Consider the following 18,931-nt stretch of genomic DNA (forward strand, 5'->3'; position numbering starts at 1 on the left):
TTAGGAGAAATTGTAATGGCTAGAGAAAGAAGAAGACGTAGAGGAGGTGCAGATGATTCTGATGCACAAGAGGCAGTTAAAGCACCTGCGTATATAAAAAGAAAAATTCCCCACTACAGTATTCTTAGTGATGATGACCTTAGTATTATTGAAGACAATGCCGATACTATCTTAGAAGAGATTGGAATCGTATTTTCTGAAGACCAAGAGGCACTCGATATACTTGAAAAAGCTGGTGCTAGTGTTGATGGTGAGAGAGTTAGATTTCCAAAAGGAATGTGCCGCAAATTAATACAAGATAATGCTCCAAAGCAGTTTACTCAATTTGCTCGTAATCCTGAGAGAAATGTTGAAATTGGCGGTGATAATATGGTTTTAGTTCCTGCTTATGGCCCTCCATTTGTTCATGATCTTGATGAGGGACGACGCTATGCAACAATAGAAGATTTTAGGAACTTTATAAAGCTTGCTTATATGTCAGATAATATTCACCACTCCGGCGGAACTATTTGTGAGCCAGTAGACTTGCCAGTTAATAAGCGCCACTTTGATATGGTTTATAGTCACATCAAATACTCAGACAAAGCCTTTATGGGCTCTGTTACTTCAGCTGAGAGAGCTCAGGACACTGTTGATATGGTTAAAATATTATTCGGTGATGATTTTGTTGATAAAAATTGTGTACTTATAAGTTTAATTAATGCAAGCTCACCAATGTCGTTTGATGCCACTATGCTTGGGGCGCTTAAGGTCTATGCAAGAAATAATCAGGCAACAATTGTAACCCCGTTTATTGTCGCTGGAGCGATGGCTCCAACAACTGCAGTAGGTGTTGCAGCTCAAAGTCTTGCTGAAGGGCTAGCAGGCATGGCATTTGCTCAACTCATCAGGCCCGGCACACCTGTTATTTATGGTAATTTTGTAACTGCAATGTCTATGAAATCTGGCGCTCCAACTTTTGGAACTCCTGAGGCTGCGCACATGATGAATATTTCTGGAGCTTTAGCCAGAAGACTTGGCGTTCCATTTAGGAGTGGTGGAGGCTTTAATGGTGCTAAGATGCCTGATGCTCAAGCAGGCTATGAGGCTGCTAATACAATGCAAGCAACTCTAAATGCAAGTGTCAATTTTAATTTACATACTGCTGGCTGGCTGGAAGGTGGATTATGTATGAGCTATGAGAAATTCATAATGGATGCTGATCAAGCAGGCATGATGAGAGTATCAGCAGAGGGGATTGATATGAGCGAAAATGGCCAAGCAATGGATGCAATCCGTGAAATTGGAGCTATGTCTGATGATGTACCCAAACATTTTCTTGGGTGTGAACATACTAAGAAGAATTTCAAGAGCGCTTTTTATATGTCAGAGGTTCTTGATGATAATAGTTTTGAGCAGTGGGTTCAAGACGGCTCAAAAGACACAGCAATGATTGCAAATGGTATATACAAAAAAATGTTATCTGAGTATGAATTACCCGCGCTTGATGCAGCTGTGGATGAAGCTTTATTAAAATATATTAAAGACCGTAAGGATAGTTTTGAAGATTCAAATATTTAATAATTTTAATTTTCATATTTATTATAATTCAAGCAGTTATGAATTTAATTATTAAAGTGTGATTGATTTTGTAAGATAATGTTCCAACTATTATATATATAAAGCTAAAGAGCTACTTTCACTTGAAAATTACAGGTGTTATTGTTCTTTATTTTTTACTTTCGTGAGTATTTAGGAGAAAAAATGAGCGAGTATAAAACAGATATTGATATTGCTAGAGAAGTGACCGGTGAACACATTAATGACATTGGTGCAAAACTCAATATTGATCAAGCTGACTTGGTGCCTTTTGGGCATGACAAGGCTAAGATTTCATGGAGCGCTATAGACGCGGTCCAAAAGAATAAAAATGGCAAACTCATTCTGGTTACTGCTGTAACGCCTACGCCAGCTGGCGAGGGTAAGACAACTACTTCTGTTGGTCTCACTGATGGCCTTAATAAGATTGGTAAACAAACAACAGTTTGCCTACGTGAGCCAAGTTTAGGACCATGTTTTGGTATGAAAGGTGGAGCTGCTGGTGGTGGTTATGCTCAAGTAATTCCAATGGAAGATATTAATCTTCATTTTACTGGTGACTTTCATGCAATTACTTCAGCGCATAGCTTACTTTCTGCAATGATTGATAATCATATTTACTGGGGAAATTCAACAAATATAGATAGCAGAAAAGTAGTATTTCGTCGTGTTGTTGACATGAATGATCGCTCTTTAAGAACAATTACCTCTTCTTTGGGTGGTTCTACAAATGGTTATCCGCGTGAAGATGGTTTTGATATTACTGTTGCTTCTGAAGTCATGGCTATTTTTTGTCTGTCACAAAACTTGACAGAGCTTGAAGAAAAATTGGGAAATATCATAATCGCCTATACTCGTGATTTAACGCCAGTAAGAGCAAAACAAATTAATGCTCATCATGCAATGACAGTTCTACTAAAGGATGCATTTAGACCAAATTTAGTTCAAACTTTAGAGGGCAATCCTGCGCTAATTCACGGGGGTCCATTTGCAAATATAGCCCATGGCTGTAATTCAGTTATTGCTACAAAGACAGCGCTTAAATTATCGGATTATGTTGTCACAGAAGCTGGATTTGGAGCTGATTTAGGTGCAGAAAAATTCTTTGATATCAAATGCCGCAAAGCAGGGCTTGCGCCAGATGCTGTTGTTTTAGTTGCAACAGTTAGGGCTCTAAAGCATCAGGGTGGTGTTGCTAAAGCAGATTTAAATAATGAAAATACCGACGCGCTTGGTCAAGGCTGCGTGAATCTTGGAAGACATATTCGTAACCTGAGCCAGTTTGGAGTCCCACTTGTCGTTGGTATTAATAAATTTGTATCGGATACTGAGGCTGAATTTCAAGTAATCAGAGATTATTGTGAGCAGTTTAATGTAGAAGTGAGTGTTACAAGTCACTGGGAACATGGCGGTGAAGGTGCAATTGACCTAGCAGAAAAGGTAGTTAAGCTAGCTGACTCGGGCACTGCGCAATTCAAAACATTGTATGATGATGAGCTATCTTTATTGGAGAAAGTAGAAACTATTGCCAAAAAACTCTATGGTGCAGATGAGGTTTTAGCAGATAAAGTTATTAGGGCTGAGCTTGCTAGGTATCAAGATAATGGTTTTGGTCATTTACCAGTTTGTATCGCCAAAACACAGTATAGTTTTTCTACCGACCCTCAATTATTAGGCGCTCCTACTGGACACTCAATGTCAATTCGAGAAGTTAGGCTTTCAGCAGGTGCTGAGTTTGTTGTAGTGGTTTGTGGTGCAATTATGACTATGCCAGGATTACCAAGAGTTCCTGCAGCAGATAAGATTAAGTTGGATGAAAATGGATTCGTGCAAGGTCTTTTTTAAGCTATGACTATTAGTGATACAGTTGATTATGACATTCACAGGGTTGAAAATTCGACCCTTGAAGTGTCTAGTGACTGCATTGCTATTGAAGAGCCACTAGAGATTGCTATTCGTTATTTCAAGAATAATGAATGGATTATAGACCCACTTATGGTAACCATGAGAACGCCAGGGGATGATGAAGCTTTGGTTAGTGGACTGCTGTTTTCTGAGGGTATTATTCAAGATAAGGATGCTATTGATACGATTGATGTAAATGGTGAAAACAAAGGAAAGTATGATGTTGATAACTCACTAATTGTTACTTTATCAAAAGGCAATCAGTTGGATTTGAAAAATTTACAGCGTCACTTTATGGTTAATTCTAGTTGTGGAGTTTGTGGGAAAGGTACTTTAAATGCCATTGAAATTGCCTATGAGCCAAATATTGATAAAGCTGGTCCAATTGTAAGTATTGATTTGATTACAGAACTGCCTAATATATTAAGAGCGAGACAAGAACAATTTGCTAATACCGGAGGAGTTCATGCCAGTGCACTATTGACTGAGGGTGGGAAAGTACTCCATTTAGCAGAGGATGTGGGTAGACATAATGCGCTCGATAAATTGATAGGCCACGTAAGGTGCAATGATATGCTGAGACCGATCGAGCAATTTGTTATGTGTTCTGGTCGACTAGGGTTCGACATCATACAAAAAGCAGTAATGTCTAGAATAGGAATGATCGTTGGTATCGGAGCTCCAACTTCATTAGCACTTGATTTAGCAAAAAAATTTGATATTACTTTGATAGGTTTCATCAAAAAAAATAAATATAATATATATACTGGTGCTTGGCGCATTAGTTAAAGATTTTAGGAGATTAAATGTCTAGAAATATCAGTTTATTGTCAGGAAAAAAAGATGACAAAAATAGTTTGTTTGGAAAGATTTCGGTCAGTCCAACAGATGCTAGTGATTCGGAGCTTGCAGCTGAATATAATTTAGGTGTCTCTACGGTACACAGTACTAAGAGCTTCTATGACTTTCTTAATGAAGACTTTAAAAGTAAAAAAGCCTATGTATGTTCTGGAAGTGCTTGTCTTTGTAGGGGCACCCAAGATGTTGTTTCTGATAAGCTGAATCAAAAATTTGGAGAAGAGAACGTTGGTGAGATGATTTGCCTTGGAAGGTGTTATGAAAATAGTGCATTTAACTATAACGGTGAAAACTATTCAGGCGATGACATCAATAAATTAGATCAAATCATTGCTGGAAAGCATACTAGCCCTGCTTACACAATGAAATCATTTTCAAATACTCCATTCTTAGTGGAAGAGAGTGTTTTCTCTACTTATGATGATTTTAAAGATTTACTTGAAGTATGTTTTGCAACTGATAAAGACGATTTAATAGCGTCTTTAAAAGATTCGGGACTTCGCGGCCGAGGTGGTGCAGGATTTCCAACTGGAATGAAATGGGAGTTTTGTAAAGATCAAGAAGTTTCAACGAAGTATGTTGTGTGTAATGCTGATGAAGGGGATCCTGGAGCATTTTCCGATAGATATTTGATGGAAGAGCAGCCACTTAAAGTTTTGTTTGGTATGGTAATTTGCGCTTATATTATTGGTTCAAAACAAGGTTTTTTGTACATTCGAGGTGAGTATCCTGAGTCCATTACTATTACGAATGACTCATTAGCAAAACTTCGTGAGCTAGGGCTCCTTGGGGATAATATTTTAGGCACTGGTTTTGACTTTGATATGAATGTTGTTGAGGGTCAAGGTGCTTATATTTGTGGTGAAGAAACTGCATTAATAGCATCTATTGAAGGGCGACGTGCAGAAGTTGATGTACGACCTCCTTTTCCAGTCGTAGAGGGTTTATACAAAAAACCAACTGTAGTTAATAATGTTGAAAGCCTAGCAGCGGTTGCTGCAATATTCAAACTTGGAAGTGAGGCTTACAAAAGTATTGGAAACGGCAGATCATTAGGGACTAAATTAATTTCTTTAGATGGTTATTTCAATAATCCAGGTCTCTATGAAGTTGATTTGGGAACCTCAATTAGTTTTATTATTGATGAGATTGGTGGTGGTTTCAATGATGATATCAAAGCTCTGCAGATTGGAGGTCCTTTAGGCGGGATTGTTCCAGTTGATATTTTAAAAACACTAACATTAGATTTTGAAGCTTTCTCTGAGGGTGGGTTTTTACTTGGACATGCTAGTTTTGTATGTATTCCTAAATCATTTTCGGCAGTTGAGTATGCGAAACACTTGTTTGCTTTTACTGCGCATGAGTCATGCGGCAAATGCTTTCCTTGTAGATTAGGCTCTGTTCGCGGCAAAGAAATGCTAGAATCAGCTATTGAAGGTAAACAAAAATTTTCTGAAGAATTGATTTATGATTTATTAGAGACAATGGAAGTAGGATCGTTATGCGCATTAGGCGGCGGTCTTCCTCTTGCAATTAAAAATTTACTCGAGCACTGCGGTGACGAGTTTCAACCTATGATGGAGAAGTAGTATGTCAGAAAACCCGCAAGGTGTATTTATTGATGATGTTGAGTTCCCATTTGATGACTCATCATCTATTTTAGCGTTTACTGATAAGGCTCTTGGAGACAAAATTATTCCAACCCTTTGTAACGACGATAATCTTCAGCCATATGGGGCTTGTAGGGTTTGTTCTGTTGAAGTTCAACAATCAGAAGATGGACCTAAGAGAACAGTAGCATCATGTCATACGCCGATTGTTCCAGGTATGCGAATTCATACAAATTCTACTAGTATTAAAAAACTGCGAAAGAATATTGTTGAGCTAGTTTTAAGTGATCATCCACCTGATTGTCTGACTTGTGAAGTCAATGGTAACTGTGAATTACAAGACGTTGCGGCAAGTGTAGGTGTTCGCCAAATACGTTATGCAAAAGGTGAAAACCATTGTGATCGTGAAAAAGACTTGTCTCATGCTTATATGAGAATGGATCTGTCGAAATGTATTAACTGTTCAAGATGTGTGCGTGCTTGTGATGAAGTTCAAGGTCAATTTACGTTGACGATGACAGGAAGAGGCTTTGAGTCTCGTATTACAACAGATAATGACATGCTCTTTGGAGACTCTTCATGTGTCTCTTGTGGTGCCTGTGCACAAACTTGCCCAACTTCAGCAATATCTGATGTATTTCAGTCAAAATCAGTTGAAGCTGACAAAACAGTTAGAACGACATGCTCATACTGTGGAGTAGGTTGTAATCTAGAAGTGGCTGTAAAAAATGATGAAGTGTTATCAATCCGAGCACCTCAGGATGCTGTTAATGCCGGACATACCTGCTTAAAGGGTCGCTATGCATTTAAATTTTATAACCACGAAGACAGGCTAACATCCCCACTTATTAGAAAAAATGGAGAGTTGGTTCCTTGTTCTTGGGATGAAGCTTTAGATTTTATTAAAGATAAATTTGAATCAATCAAAGAGAATCATGGTCCAGATGCAATAGCTGGTATTTCTTCTGCACGCTGTACTAATGAAGAAAACTATATGTTTCAAAAAATGATTCGTCAAATAGTTGGCACTAATAATATTGACTGTTGTGCCCGTGTTTGCCATTCACCTACTGCCTGGGGAATGCAACAAAGTTTTGGAACAGGTGCTGGTACTAATTCAACTGCTGATATTCCTTTAGCCGATTGCATGATGGTTATTGGTGCAAATCCAACTTCTGCGCATCCTGTAACTGGCGCAAAAATTAAGCAGCAAGCCATGTCTGGAGCTACACTTATTGTTATTGACCCAATTCGCACTGAATTGGCTAGGATGGCTGATCACCACTTACAGCTTAAACCTGGAACAAATGTTGCGGTATTAAATATGTTTCAGCATTTCATTGTAGAGGCTGATCTTCTAGACCAAGAATTTATTAAAGAACGATGTGAGGGCGGTGAAGAGTTTATTGAACAAATTAAAAATCTTGATGTTGATGCAATGGCTGAAATTAGTGGCCTTGATAAAGATAATGTTAAAGCAGCAGCGATTGCATATGCCTCTGCAAAAAATGCTATGGAGTTTCATGGCCTAGGTGTAACTGAGCATTCTCAGGGTACAAAGACAGTTATGTTAATTTCAAATCTGGCAATGATGACAGGTAATCTTGGCCGTCCTGGTGTGGGTGTTAACCCACTTCGTGGCCAGAATAACGTGCAAGGTGCTGCAGATATGGGCTGCCAACCTCATCATGGTCCAGGATACTTATGGATGGATCAAAAAGAAGTTCAAGATTTCTATGAAGATAAGTTAGGTCTTCCTTCGCCAACAACTCAAGGTAGAAAGATTCCAGAAATGTTTGATGGTGCAGTAGATGGATCCCTTAAAGCGCTATGGATTTTTGCTGAAGATGTTGTTCAAACAGACCCAAATACACATCATGTTGTTAAGGCTATGCAAGGCCTTGACTTACTTGTTGTGCAAGAAATCTTTATGAGTGAAACTGCCAAAATGGCTGACGTAGTTCTGCCAGGAACAACTTTTCTTGAAAAGAGTGGTACATTTACAAATACTGAGAGACGAATTCAGCAAGTAAATGCTGCAGTTAAGCCACTTCCTGGAACAAAAACAGATGGCCAGATTATTGTAGAAATGATGCGTAAATTGGGCTTTGATCAGCCTGATTTCAATGCTGAGCTTGTTTTGAAAGAAATAGCCAGTGTGGTTTCATTTTTTGAAGGCGTAACTTGGGAGGGTTTGCGCGCAAGCCCAATGGGCTTGCAGTGGCCTGTTAATAAAAAAGGCGAAGATACTCAAATACTTCATATTGGTGAATTTAAGCGAGGTAAGGGTAAGTTTCATTATCATGATTGGAAGGAAAGTGAAGAACTTACTAAGCACAAGAATGAGTATCCATTTATTCTTACTACTAGTCGTGAACTTCAACATTACAACTGCGCAACTATGACAAGGCGAACATCAAACGTAAAAATCTTGACGAAAGATGTAATTATGCTAAATCCAAAAGATGCAAGGGCGAAAGATCTTATAACTGGCGATCGCGCAACTTTGAAGTCTGATAGAGGTGAAATTACTCTTGATGTTGAGGTTACTGATCGTGTGAAAAAAGGAGTCATAAGAACTACTTTTCATTTTCCTGAAGTGTTAATTAATGAGGTAACAAGTGCAGTTACTGATGAAGAGACTAAGTGTCCAGAATACAAGATTGTAGCTGTAGACGTCTTAAAAGCTTCTTAATAGATTAAATAAAGTGAGTCTTTATGGGCTCACTTTAACAAAAATTAATAGCGTCTTTCTAGCTTACTTTTTTGTAATATCCGCCCTGCGATTTCTTCAATCGAGATGTGGCTTGTATCTATAAAGGGCACATTATTTTGAACATACATATCTTCCGCTCTTCTAACTTCCTTTTGACACTGTTCAATTGATGCATAGCCACTATTAGATCTCCTTTCCCCCCTTATATTCTGAAGTCTAACTGGATTGATACTTAACCCATAAAGCTTATTTTTAAATGGTTTTAAAACACTCGGAAGTTTAACTGAATCTAAGTCCTCATCTATTAATGGATAATTAGCAGCATATATTCCATATTGAAGCGCTAAAAAAAGACATGTGGGCGTCTTACCTGATCTTGATACTCCAGTAAGAATTATGTCTGCATGATCATAATTTTTAGTAGATAACCCGTCATCATTATTGAGTGCAAAATTTATACTATCAATTCGACCCGAGTATGTATTTTTATTTCCTACTCCATGAGAAAGCCCCATTTCATGAGATGATTTAGTCTCTAGAGTATTTTCCATTTTTGAAATAAAAGTTTCAAAAAAGTCAAAAATAATCCCCCCACTATTTTCAAGAAGATGGGCGTATTCAGCTGATACTTGGGTACTGAAAATCAACGCAGGCTCGCCATCAGCTTCTGAGGCTTCTTTAATTAATAAGGCAGCTGTCTGAGCTTTTTTTTGCGTATCTATAAATGCTAGATTAACCCTTTTAAATTTTATTTCAGGGAATTGTGTAAGAAGACTGTTACCAAGTGCTTCAGCTGTAATTCCCGTTCTATCTGAAATAAAAAATACAGTTCTCATATTAGTGTTTTAAAGCTTGCCAAGCTTATTCCAAGTTTCAACAACAGTATCAGGGTTAAGTGAGATGCTAGTTATCTCTTGTTTTAGAAGCCACTCTGCAAAATCAGTATGATCTGAAGGTCCTTGACCGCATATGCCAATATATTTGCCCTGACGATGGCACGCCTCAACGGCCATGGTAATCAATTTTTTAACTGCATCATTTCTTTCATCAAATCCTTCAGCTATTAAGCCGGAGTCTCTATCCATGCCAAGTGTTAATTGTGTTAAATCATTTGAACCAATAGAGAAGCCATCAAAATATTGTAAAAAATCTTCGGCGATAATGGCGTTTGATGGAAGTTCACACATCATGATTATTCTTAAACCATCTTTTCCTCTCTCCAACCCATTCTCTTTTAAGAGTTCAATTACTTTTGAAGCTTCAGATGTAGTTCGAACGAAAGGGATCATTATTTCAACGTTTTTAAAACCCATCTCATTTCTAACATTTTTAATTGCAAGACATTCTAATTCAAAGCATTTTCTAAAATCTTTAGAGATATATCTTGATGCACCACGAAAGCCAATCATTGGGTTTTCTTCATGTGGCTCGTATAGCTCACCTGCAAATAAATTTGAATATTCATTAGATTTAAAATCAGACATTCTAATGATTACTGGCGATTTGGAAAAGCTTGCAGCAATTGTTGAAATTCCTTCCGTTAATTTTTGAATGTAAAAATCTATAGGAGACTTATAGCAAGAGGTTCTTTTTTGAATTTCATCTTTAAGATCTTTTGGAAGACAATCAAATTCAAGTAAAGCTTTAGGATGAATACCAATTGTATTATTTATAATAAATTCGAGTCTAGCAAGGCCCACTCCAGCATTTGGAATACTTGAAAAATCAAATGCCCTAGAGGGGTTTCCCACATTCATCATAATTTTGACAGGAATTTCTGGCAGGTTGCTTACTTCAGAAAATGTATGCTCAAATTTTAAAGTCCCTTGATAAACTTTTCCTGTATCTCCTTCAGCGCAAGATGCTGTAATCACCTCAGAATCTTTAAGTATTTCAGTTGCATTTCCTGTACCAACAATTGCTGGCACTCCAAGCTCTCTAGCTATAATTGCTGCATGACATGTTCTTCCACCGCGGTTTGTAATAATTGCAGATGCTAGTTTCATCACAGGCTCCCAGTCTGGGTCCGTCATATCAGTTACTAGAACATCACCCTTACTCACCAAATCCATTTCTGATAAGCTGTTAATTATTCTGATTTGACCAGTTCCAATTTTTTGACCAATTGCGCGACCTTCTATAAGAATTTCAGAGGTTTCAAGGAGCTTATAGCGCTCAATTTTCTGAGAACTTTGTCGACTTTTAACAGTTTCAGGCCTTGCTTGAACAATATAGATTTTGCCATCAGATCCATCAAGAGCCCATTCAATATCCATTGCTCTTGCATAATGTGCCTCAATTTTCATTGCATATTCAGCAAGTTCTTCAATTTGAGCATCATTTAAACTAAATCTTAGGCGCTCTTGAGCGCCAACTTCAGTAGTTGTAACTGGTGAGCTTGATTTTGCATCTGAATAAATCATTTTTATTGACTTAGAGCCAAGACTTCTAGACAAAATTGCTGGCTTTCCTGATTTTAGTGTTGGTTTATGAACATAAAATTCATCTGGGTTTACAGAGCCCTGAACGACAGTTTCGCCTAGTCCATAAGCAGACGTAATAAAAACAACTTCGTCAAATCCAGACTCAGTGTCTAGAGTAAACATTACTCCACTTGCTCCAATATCACTTCTAACCATTTGTTGGACTCCAGCAGAAAGAGATACCATCTCATGTTCAAAACCCTGATGAACCCTATAGGAAATTGCTCTATCGTTATAGAGCGATGCAAATACTTTTTTGATAGAACTCAAAATATCATCGATACCGCTAACATTAAGATAAGTTTCTTGTTGACCGGCAAAAGATGCTTCAGGTAAGTCCTCTGCAGTTGCTGATGAACGAACTGCAAAGGTTACAGATGGACCATATTTTTCAGTTAATTTTTGGTAACTTTCAACAATAGATTTATGAAGGTCATCGGGAAATGGTGCGTCTTCAACCCACTGACGAATTAATGCTCCAGTTTTGGTGAGTTCTTTAATGTCAGTAATATCTAGCGAAACTAGAAGTTCATTGATTTGAGTTTTTAAATGTGAATAATTTAAGAAAGATTCAAATGCCTCAGCTGTTGTTGCAAAGCCCCCAGGAACTCGAACACCTTGCGAACTCAGCCCACTAATCATTTCACCTAAAGAAGCATTTTTACCTCCAACCTTTTCAACATCAGACATGCCAACATCATCTAGCCAGACTATATTTTCAAACATTAAGGTCCTTTTATATTATTTATTAACTCAAGATTTGATGAAGTAGCATTCATTTTGACACAAAATGTAATACTAAAGTTTTTCATCAAAAGTATAATTTTAATACATTAAAAATGAAGTGAATTATAGATTGTAAAGTATTTCATAATTTGATAATGATACTATATTGCAATTGAATATTATTCCTACTATTTGCTTTTATATGGGCTTTTTTGACGATAGAAAAGTACAAAAAAAATGTATAATTTATGGTTAATAATATTTTCAGGGGTTTAAATAATGGCGACACAAATTGAATTAGCAAATGCTATCCGAGCCTTGAGCATGGATGCTGTGCAAAAAGCAAACTCTGGGCACCCTGGCGCCCCAATGGGAATGGCTGATATTGCAGAAGTTTTATGGAATAAACATTTAAAGTTTAATCCATCAAACTCAAAATGGTCAAACAGAGATCGATTTGTTCTATCAAATGGTCATGGATCAATGCTTATCTATTCTTTACTGCATTTGACAGGGTTCGATTTAAGTATCAATGATCTAAAAGATTTTCGTCAACTTCACTCTAAAACACCTGGGCATCCAGAATATGGTTATGCTGATGGAGTTGAGACAACTACAGGCCCATTAGGTCAAGGTATTTGTAATGCAGTAGGCATGGCAATTGCGGAGCGAACTCTTGCTGGTCAGTTTAATAAGCCAGGCCATTCTATTGTAGATCATCATACTTATGCTTTTATGGGCGATGGTTGTCTTATGGAGGGGCTGTCGCATGAATCTTGCGCAATGGCTGGGACTCTTGGTTTGGGAAAACTAATAGCTTTCTGGGATGACAATGATATTTCAATAGATGGACATATTGGTGATTGGATGGAAAAAGGGGTCCCTGCTCGCTTCAAATCTTACAATTGGCATGTTATATCTGATGTTGATGGCCATGATCCTGAAGCTATCAATGCTGCTATAGTTGAAGCTAAAGCAATGAATGATAGACCCACCTTAATATGCACTCGAACGGTGATTGGTTTTGGCTCTCCTAACCTAGCAGGCTCTCATAACTGTCATGGTGCACCTTTAGGTGATGACGAAATTGCAAAAACACGAGAAAAACTTGGTTGGAATTATGGGCCGTTCGAAATTCCTGAAGAGATTTATGAGGGCTGGGATCATAAGATTGAAGGTGCTGAAGTAGAAGATGAATGGAATGAAAAATTTAAAGCTTATAGTGTTAGCTTTCCAAGTGAAGCTGCTGAATTTCTGCGTCGAATTTCTGGAAGCTTGCCAGATAATTTTGACTCTAAAATGGACGACTTTATTGCTAAAACACAGCAAGATATGCCCAATATAGCATCACGCAAAGCCTCCCAAAATACAATTGAAGCAATGGGCCCCATAGTTCCTGAATTATTTGGTGGATCTGCAGATTTAACTGGTTCAAATTTGACAAATTGGTCTGGAAGCGTTGTAGTCAACTCTGAAAATGCAGATGGAAACTATATCTCCTGGGGAGTTCGTGAGTTTGGTATGGCTGCAATGATGAATGGCATGGTTTTGCATGGTGGCTTTAAGGTTTATGGCGCAACATTTCTTATGTTCATGGAATATATGAGAAATGCTCTTCGAATGTCTGCAATGATGAAGATTGGAACAATTTTTGTATATACCCATGATTCAATTGGTCTTGGTGAAGATGGTCCAACTCATCAGGCTGTTGAGCAGATAGCTACTATGAGAGTCATACCTAACTTTCAAACGTGGCGAGCATGTGATGCCATTGAGTCCGCAGTATCATGGAAAATAGCTATGTTAAGAGGTGATGCACCTTCTGCATTAATTTTCTCTAGACAAAACTTGACCCCAATGGAGCGAACCATTGAGCAAGTGAGTAATATTGAGAAAGGTGGATATGTGCTTAAAGATTGTAGTGGCGATGCTGACATAATTTTAATTGCTACTGGCTCAGAAGTTTCATTGGCAGTTGATGCTGCAACAATAATGAGCGATAAGAAAGTTCGTGTTGTATCAATGCCATCCACAAATGCGTTTGATGAGCAAGATCAAGGATACAAGGATTCAGTATTAACGCCTGGAGTTAAGCGCGTTGCTATAGAAGCCGGTGTCGCAGAGTCATGGTATAAGTATGTAGGTCTTGAGGGAGGGATAGTTTCAATGACCACATATGGTGAATCAGCCCCCGCTGGAGAACTATTTAAACATTTTGGGTTTACAGTGGATAACGTAATTGCCACCGTTAACAAAGTGTTAAGTTAATTTTTTTAATAGGAGTTTAAGATGACAATAAAAGTTGGAATTAATGGTTTTGGCCGAATTGGTAGAATGGTTTTTCGTGCAATCGATAAGGATTTTGATAATTTAGAAGTAGTTGGAATTAATGACTTACTAGATAATGATTATCTATCTTATATGCTGAAATATGATTCAGTGCATGGAAGGTTTGGTAAAGATGTCTCAGTAGAAGGAAATAATTTTGTCATTGATGGAAAAAAGATTCGTTTAACTGCTGAGCGTAATCCTGCAGATTTAAAGTGGGGAGATGTTGGTGCAGATTTAGTTATTGACTGTACCGGTTTTTTCTTAACAGAAGAGGGCTGCCAGGCGCATTTAGATGCAGGCGCTAAAAAAGTAATACAGTCAGCCCCTTCTAAAGATCACACGCCAATGTTTGTATATGGCGTTAACCACGACTCCTATGATGGTCAGTCGATAATATCAGCTGCTTCATGCACTACAAATTGCTTAGCTCCAATTGCTAAAGTGCTTAATGATGAATGGGGCATTAAGCGTGGCTTGATGACTACAGTCCATGCAGCAACAGCGACTCAAAAAGCTGTTGATAGCCCTTCTTTGAAAGACTGGCGTGGTGGCCGAGGTATATTAGAAAATATTATTCCATCATCAACAGGAGCAGCAAAAGCGGTTGGTAAAGTTCTGCCTGAACTTAATGGTAAATTAACTGGAATGGCTTTTAGAGTTCCCACTTCTGATGTTTCGGTTGTTGACTTAACTGCTGAGTTGAATGATGAGTCTGATTATGAGGCAATTTGCGCGGCAATGAAGTCAGCTTCTCAGGGCCCAATGAAAGGTGTTCTAGGCTATACAGATGAAAAAGTTGTTTCGACAGACTTTGTTGGAAGTACTTTTGCCTCAATATTTGATTCAGAGGCAGGCATGTCAATGGACTCTACATTTGTTAAAATAGTCTCTTGGTATGATAATGAGTATAGTTATACATGCAACTTGTTGCGTTTAGCTGGACACGTTTCACAATAGTTTTAATTTGACTTGGGGGGTTTGATGAATTTACTTAAGATGACTGATCTTGATTTAAGCGGAAAGAGAGTTTTAATTAGGCAAGATTTAAATGTCCCAATAAAAAATGGTGAGGTAACCAGTGATAAGCGTATTTTAGCCTCATTGCCAACTATTACTCACGCACTTAAAGCTGGTGCTAAGGTTATGATAATGTCACACCTTGGAAGACCAGATGCTGGTGAGTTTGATGAAAAATATTCACTTAAACCAGTAGCTAAACATCTTTCTGATTTACTAGGCCAGCAAGTAATTCTTGAATCAAACTGGCTTGATGGTGTAGAGATGAATTTTGGTGAAGTTGTTCTTTGTGAAAATGTCAGATTTAATGTGGGTGAAAAAGAAAACGATGAGGCCTTGTCAAGACAAATGGCATCTTTATGCGATGTTTGTGTGCAAGATGCTTTTGGGACTGCACATAGAGCCCATGCCTCAACCTATGGCGTTGCTGAGTTCGCACCAATTGCCTGCGCGGGCCCACTTCTCGTTGGTGAGCTTGAGGCTCTTGGTAAAGCACTTGAAAATCCAAAAAGACCAATGGTTGCTATTGTTGGAGGATCAAAAGTTTCAACTAAACTAACTGTTCTAGATGCACTTTCTAAAATTGTTGATCAGTTAGTGGTTGGTGGAGGTATTGCTAATACATTCATTGCGGCTCAAGGCTATAGTGTTGGTCAGTCTCTTTGTGAGCATGATCTTATTCCTACAGCCCAAGCATTAATGGAGCATTGTCAAATCCCTATCCCAGGTGATGTGGTATGTGGTAAAGAATTCTCTGAGTTTGCAACTGCAGAAAGTAAAAATTCAAGCAGTATTGCTTCTGACGACATGATTTTTGATATTGGCCCTAATTCTATTGAAGAGTTATGTGAGATTATGAAAAATGCAGGAACAATAGTTTGGAATGGACCTGTGGGCGTATTTGAATTTGAGCAGTTTGCAAATGGTACTGAGAAAATAGCGTATGCAATTGCAGATTCAGATGCCTTTTCGATTGCTGGTGGCGGTGATACCTTAGCAGCAGTTAGTAAATTTAATATCGAAGATAAAATATCCTACATCTCAACAGGTGGAGGTGCATTTTTAGAATTTCTAGAAGGAAAGAAACTCCCAGTTGTTGAAGTGTTAGAGAAAAGAATGCAGGAGAAAAATAATTAATAGAAGAACAAAAATTTTAGCCACTCTTGGACCATCAACCGATGACCCTAAGGTTTTAAAAGGAATTTTAGATGCTGGCGTAAACGTTATTCGAATTAATTTTTCGCATAATAATGAAAAAGAACACTTAGAGCGAATTGCTCAAGTCAGAAAGTACGAAAAAGAAAATGATGCCTTTATTGGTGTATTGATGGATCTGCAAGGCCCAAAAATTAGAATTTCTTCTTTTATAGATAATAAGGTATTACTTAGCAGGGGAGATCAATTTACTCTTGATGCGGAGTTACCAAAATCTGAAGGGACTCAGACTGAAGTCGGGATAGCTTATAAACAACTCCCAAATGATTTAAGCGCTGGAAATACTTTATTGTTAGATGATGGAAAAATAATTCTCAAAGTTTTGCAGATAGATGGGCCAAAAATTTTAACTGAAGTTTTACAGGGTGGAATTTTATCTAACAATAAGGGAATAAATTTACGTGGTGGTGGCTTAAGCGCAAGCGCTTTAACTGAAAAAGATAAGCAAGATATTCATACTGCAGCTAAGGCAGAAGCTGATTATGTGGCTATTTCTTTTCCTATTCATGCAGATGATATTCGTGAGACTAAGAGGCTTCTTAAGGAGGCTGGATCGAATGCTAGTGTTATTGCAAAAATTGAGCGAGCTGAAGCATTGCAAGAGGATGTCATTAATGAGATTATTCAAGAATCAGCTGGAATAATGGTTGCACGTGGTGATTTAGGTGTTGAAATTGGAGATCCTCAGCTTCCTGCGCAACAAAAACGTCTAATCTTATTGGCAAGGGCAAATGATAGATTTGTTATTACAGCAACTCAAATGTTAGAATCCATGATCACTAGCCCTATACCAACTAGAGCAGAGGTTTTTGACGTAGCAAACGCAGTTTTAGATGGAACTGATGCAGTGATGCTTTCTGCAGAAACTGCAGTAGGTGCTCATCCTATAGAGGCAGTCAAAACAATGAGTGATGTCTGTTTGGAAACAGAGAAAAGCCCAACAGCAAAAGTATCTCATCACAGACTTCATGAGCATTTTGAAGGTATTGATGAAACAATTGCTATGAGCTCAATGTATGCTGCTAACCATTTGGGTGCAAAGGTAGTGGCAACTCTCACTCAAACTGGAAAAACAGCGCTTTGGATGTCGAGAATTAGTTCTAATATTGCAATTTTTGCAATGTCAGATAATTACAAAACTTTAAAAAAAGTTACTATTTATAGAGGAGTCTATCCTTGTTATATAGATAAAACAAGTGCGGATGATTGGAATCATGTCAATACCCATGTTATAGAAAATCTGGAGGATAAGTCCCAAGTTGAGAAAGGAGATATTGTTATTGTTACAAAGGGGATGCATAAGGATAAATCAGGAGGTACAAACCTGATGAAAATTTTGCGTGTAGGCGATGGAAATTATTAAAAGTAAATTATGAGGGTGAAAAATTATGATAAATAATCAAGAAGAATTAAGACAAACTGCAAATCTATTGGCTGCTAGAGGCAAAGGACTTCTTGCAGTAGATGAGTCTACTCCGACTATAGGAAAACGACTTGCTGGGATTAACGTAGAAAACACAGAAGAAAATCGTCAAGCCTATCGTGGAATGCTCTTTACTGCAGAAGGAATTGGTGAATATATTAGTGGAGTCATCCTTTTTGAAGAGACACTTTATCAAAACCACCTTGATGGTGAAACTATGGTTTCTAAAATTAATAAACTGGGAATAATTCCAGGCATTAAGGTAGATAAAGGCTTAAGTCCATTAGCTGGGGGGCATGAAGTAGAGACGTGGTGTAAGGGCCTGGAAGGTCTTGCTGAGAGAACAGCTGAGTACTATAAACAAGGAGCACGTTTCGCAAAATGGCGCGCTGTATTGCAAATTACTGCTGACGGATGCCCTACAGATCTTGCAATAAGGGAGAATGCTTGGGGCCTTGCAAGATATGCAAAAATTTGTCAGGAGTCAGGACTTGTTCCCATTATTGAGCCTGAAATTTTAATGGATGGGGGTCACACTATTGAGAAGACAGCAGAAGTTCAAGAGAAGGTCCTGGTTGAAGTCTACAAAGCTTGCTCAGAAAATAACGTTTTCTTAGAGGGAACATTATTAAAACCTTCAATGACAGTTTCTGGCGCTGATAATTCCAATAAAGCTGGCTCAGAAGAGGTTGCCAAGATGACAGTTCGCACAATGAATCGCTGTGTACCAGCTGCAGTTCCAGGAATAATGTTTCTTTCGGGTGGGTTAACTGAAGAAGACGCTTCTGTTTATCTTAATACTATGAATAGTATTGAACATAAGAGCGCTACCAGTTTGACGTTTTCTTATGGAAGGGCTTTACAGCAATCATGTTTACAAGCCTGGAAAGGAAGTGACATTGAAGCAGGCCAAAAAGCCTTAATGGCAAGATGCCAAGCCAACTCAGAGTCTTCTATTGGTGATTATGTTGCTGGTTCTCAGCCTTCTTCTCAAGACACATTATTCGAAGCTGGTTATAAGTATTAATCTTTGCTTTCTATCAGATTTGGACTTAAGAATTTAGTCTAA

12 protein-coding genes are annotated in these 18,931 nt (G+C 38.1%); 10 read left to right on the forward strand and 2 right to left on the reverse strand.

Features of this window, described 5'->3' with window-relative positions:
• Positions 1-15 precede the first annotated feature (15 nt).
• From ABXT49_RS00610 to fdhF, 5 genes are all read left to right on the forward strand, one after another.
• Positions 16-1,560: a trimethylamine methyltransferase family protein gene (locus tag ABXT49_RS00610; RefSeq protein ID WP_416652258.1), complete on the forward strand. Its 1,545-nt coding sequence runs from the start codon at positions 16-18 to the stop codon at positions 1,558-1,560.
• Positions 1,561-1,743: 183 nt separating this feature from the next.
• Entirely contained in the window at positions 1,744-3,423 is a 1,680-nt protein-coding gene (locus tag ABXT49_RS00615; RefSeq protein WP_416652259.1) for a formate--tetrahydrofolate ligase, read from the forward strand.
• A 3-nt stretch (positions 3,424-3,426) separates the two neighbouring features.
• A complete protein-coding gene (gene fdhD, locus ABXT49_RS00620; RefSeq protein ID WP_416652261.1) occupies positions 3,427-4,272 on the forward strand; it encodes a formate dehydrogenase accessory sulfurtransferase FdhD in 846 nt (281 codons plus the stop codon).
• A gap of 17 nt (positions 4,273-4,289) precedes the next feature.
• On the forward strand, positions 4,290-5,930 hold the full coding sequence (locus tag ABXT49_RS00625) for an NADH-ubiquinone oxidoreductase-F iron-sulfur binding region domain-containing protein (RefSeq protein WP_416652263.1): 1,641 nt from the start codon (positions 4,290-4,292) through the stop codon (positions 5,928-5,930).
• Between the two features lies 1 nt (position 5,931).
• Complete coding sequence (gene fdhF / locus ABXT49_RS00630) at positions 5,932-8,646, forward strand: formate dehydrogenase subunit alpha (RefSeq protein ID WP_416652264.1); 2,715 nt, start codon at positions 5,932-5,934, stop codon at positions 8,644-8,646.
• 44 nt (positions 8,647-8,690) lie between these two features.
• Here the strand turns inward: fdhF and ABXT49_RS00635 are convergent, their stop codons facing one another.
• Both ABXT49_RS00635 and ppsA read right to left on the reverse strand, forming a co-directional pair.
• Positions 8,691-9,503 (reverse strand): pyruvate, water dikinase regulatory protein, encoded by an 813-nt coding sequence (locus ABXT49_RS00635; protein ID WP_416652265.1) that lies wholly within the window; start codon positions 9,501-9,503, stop codon positions 8,691-8,693.
• 9 nt (positions 9,504-9,512) lie between these two features.
• Positions 9,513-11,876 carry a phosphoenolpyruvate synthase gene (gene ppsA / locus ABXT49_RS00640; protein ID WP_416652266.1) on the reverse strand — a complete coding sequence of 788 codons (2,364 nt, stop codon included), beginning with the start codon at positions 11,874-11,876 and terminating at the stop codon, positions 9,513-9,515.
• Between the two features lie 279 nt (positions 11,877-12,155).
• Here ppsA and tkt point away from each other — a divergent pair, with 279 nt between their 5' ends.
• Genes tkt through ABXT49_RS00665 form a run of 5 tightly spaced genes read left to right on the forward strand, consistent with a single transcriptional unit; the run spans position 12,156 to position 18,889 of the window.
• Positions 12,156-14,144 carry a transketolase gene (gene tkt, locus ABXT49_RS00645; RefSeq protein ID WP_416652268.1) on the forward strand — a complete coding sequence of 663 codons (1,989 nt, stop codon included), beginning with the start codon at positions 12,156-12,158 and terminating at the stop codon, positions 14,142-14,144.
• A 21-nt stretch (positions 14,145-14,165) separates the two neighbouring features.
• Positions 14,166-15,164 (forward strand): type I glyceraldehyde-3-phosphate dehydrogenase, encoded by a 999-nt coding sequence (gap, locus tag ABXT49_RS00650; protein ID WP_416652269.1) that lies wholly within the window; start codon positions 14,166-14,168, stop codon positions 15,162-15,164.
• 24 nt (positions 15,165-15,188) lie between these two features.
• Positions 15,189-16,361 carry a phosphoglycerate kinase gene (locus ABXT49_RS00655; RefSeq protein WP_416652271.1) on the forward strand — a complete coding sequence of 391 codons (1,173 nt, stop codon included), beginning with the start codon at positions 15,189-15,191 and terminating at the stop codon, positions 16,359-16,361.
• On the forward strand, positions 16,354-17,802 hold the full coding sequence (gene pyk / locus ABXT49_RS00660; RefSeq protein WP_416653566.1) for a pyruvate kinase: 1,449 nt from the start codon (positions 16,354-16,356) through the stop codon (positions 17,800-17,802). The genes ABXT49_RS00655 and pyk overlap by 8 nt, the downstream gene beginning before the upstream one ends.
• 25 nt (positions 17,803-17,827) lie before the next feature.
• On the forward strand, positions 17,828-18,889 hold the full coding sequence (locus ABXT49_RS00665) for a class I fructose-bisphosphate aldolase (protein ID WP_416652272.1): 1,062 nt from the start codon (positions 17,828-17,830) through the stop codon (positions 18,887-18,889).
• The last annotated feature ends 42 nt before the right edge of the window (positions 18,890-18,931 follow it).

It is taken from the genome of Candidatus Pseudothioglobus sp. Uisw_086, assembly GCF_048085745.1.
Lineage (GTDB): Bacteria > Pseudomonadota > Gammaproteobacteria > PS1 > Pseudothioglobaceae > Pseudothioglobus.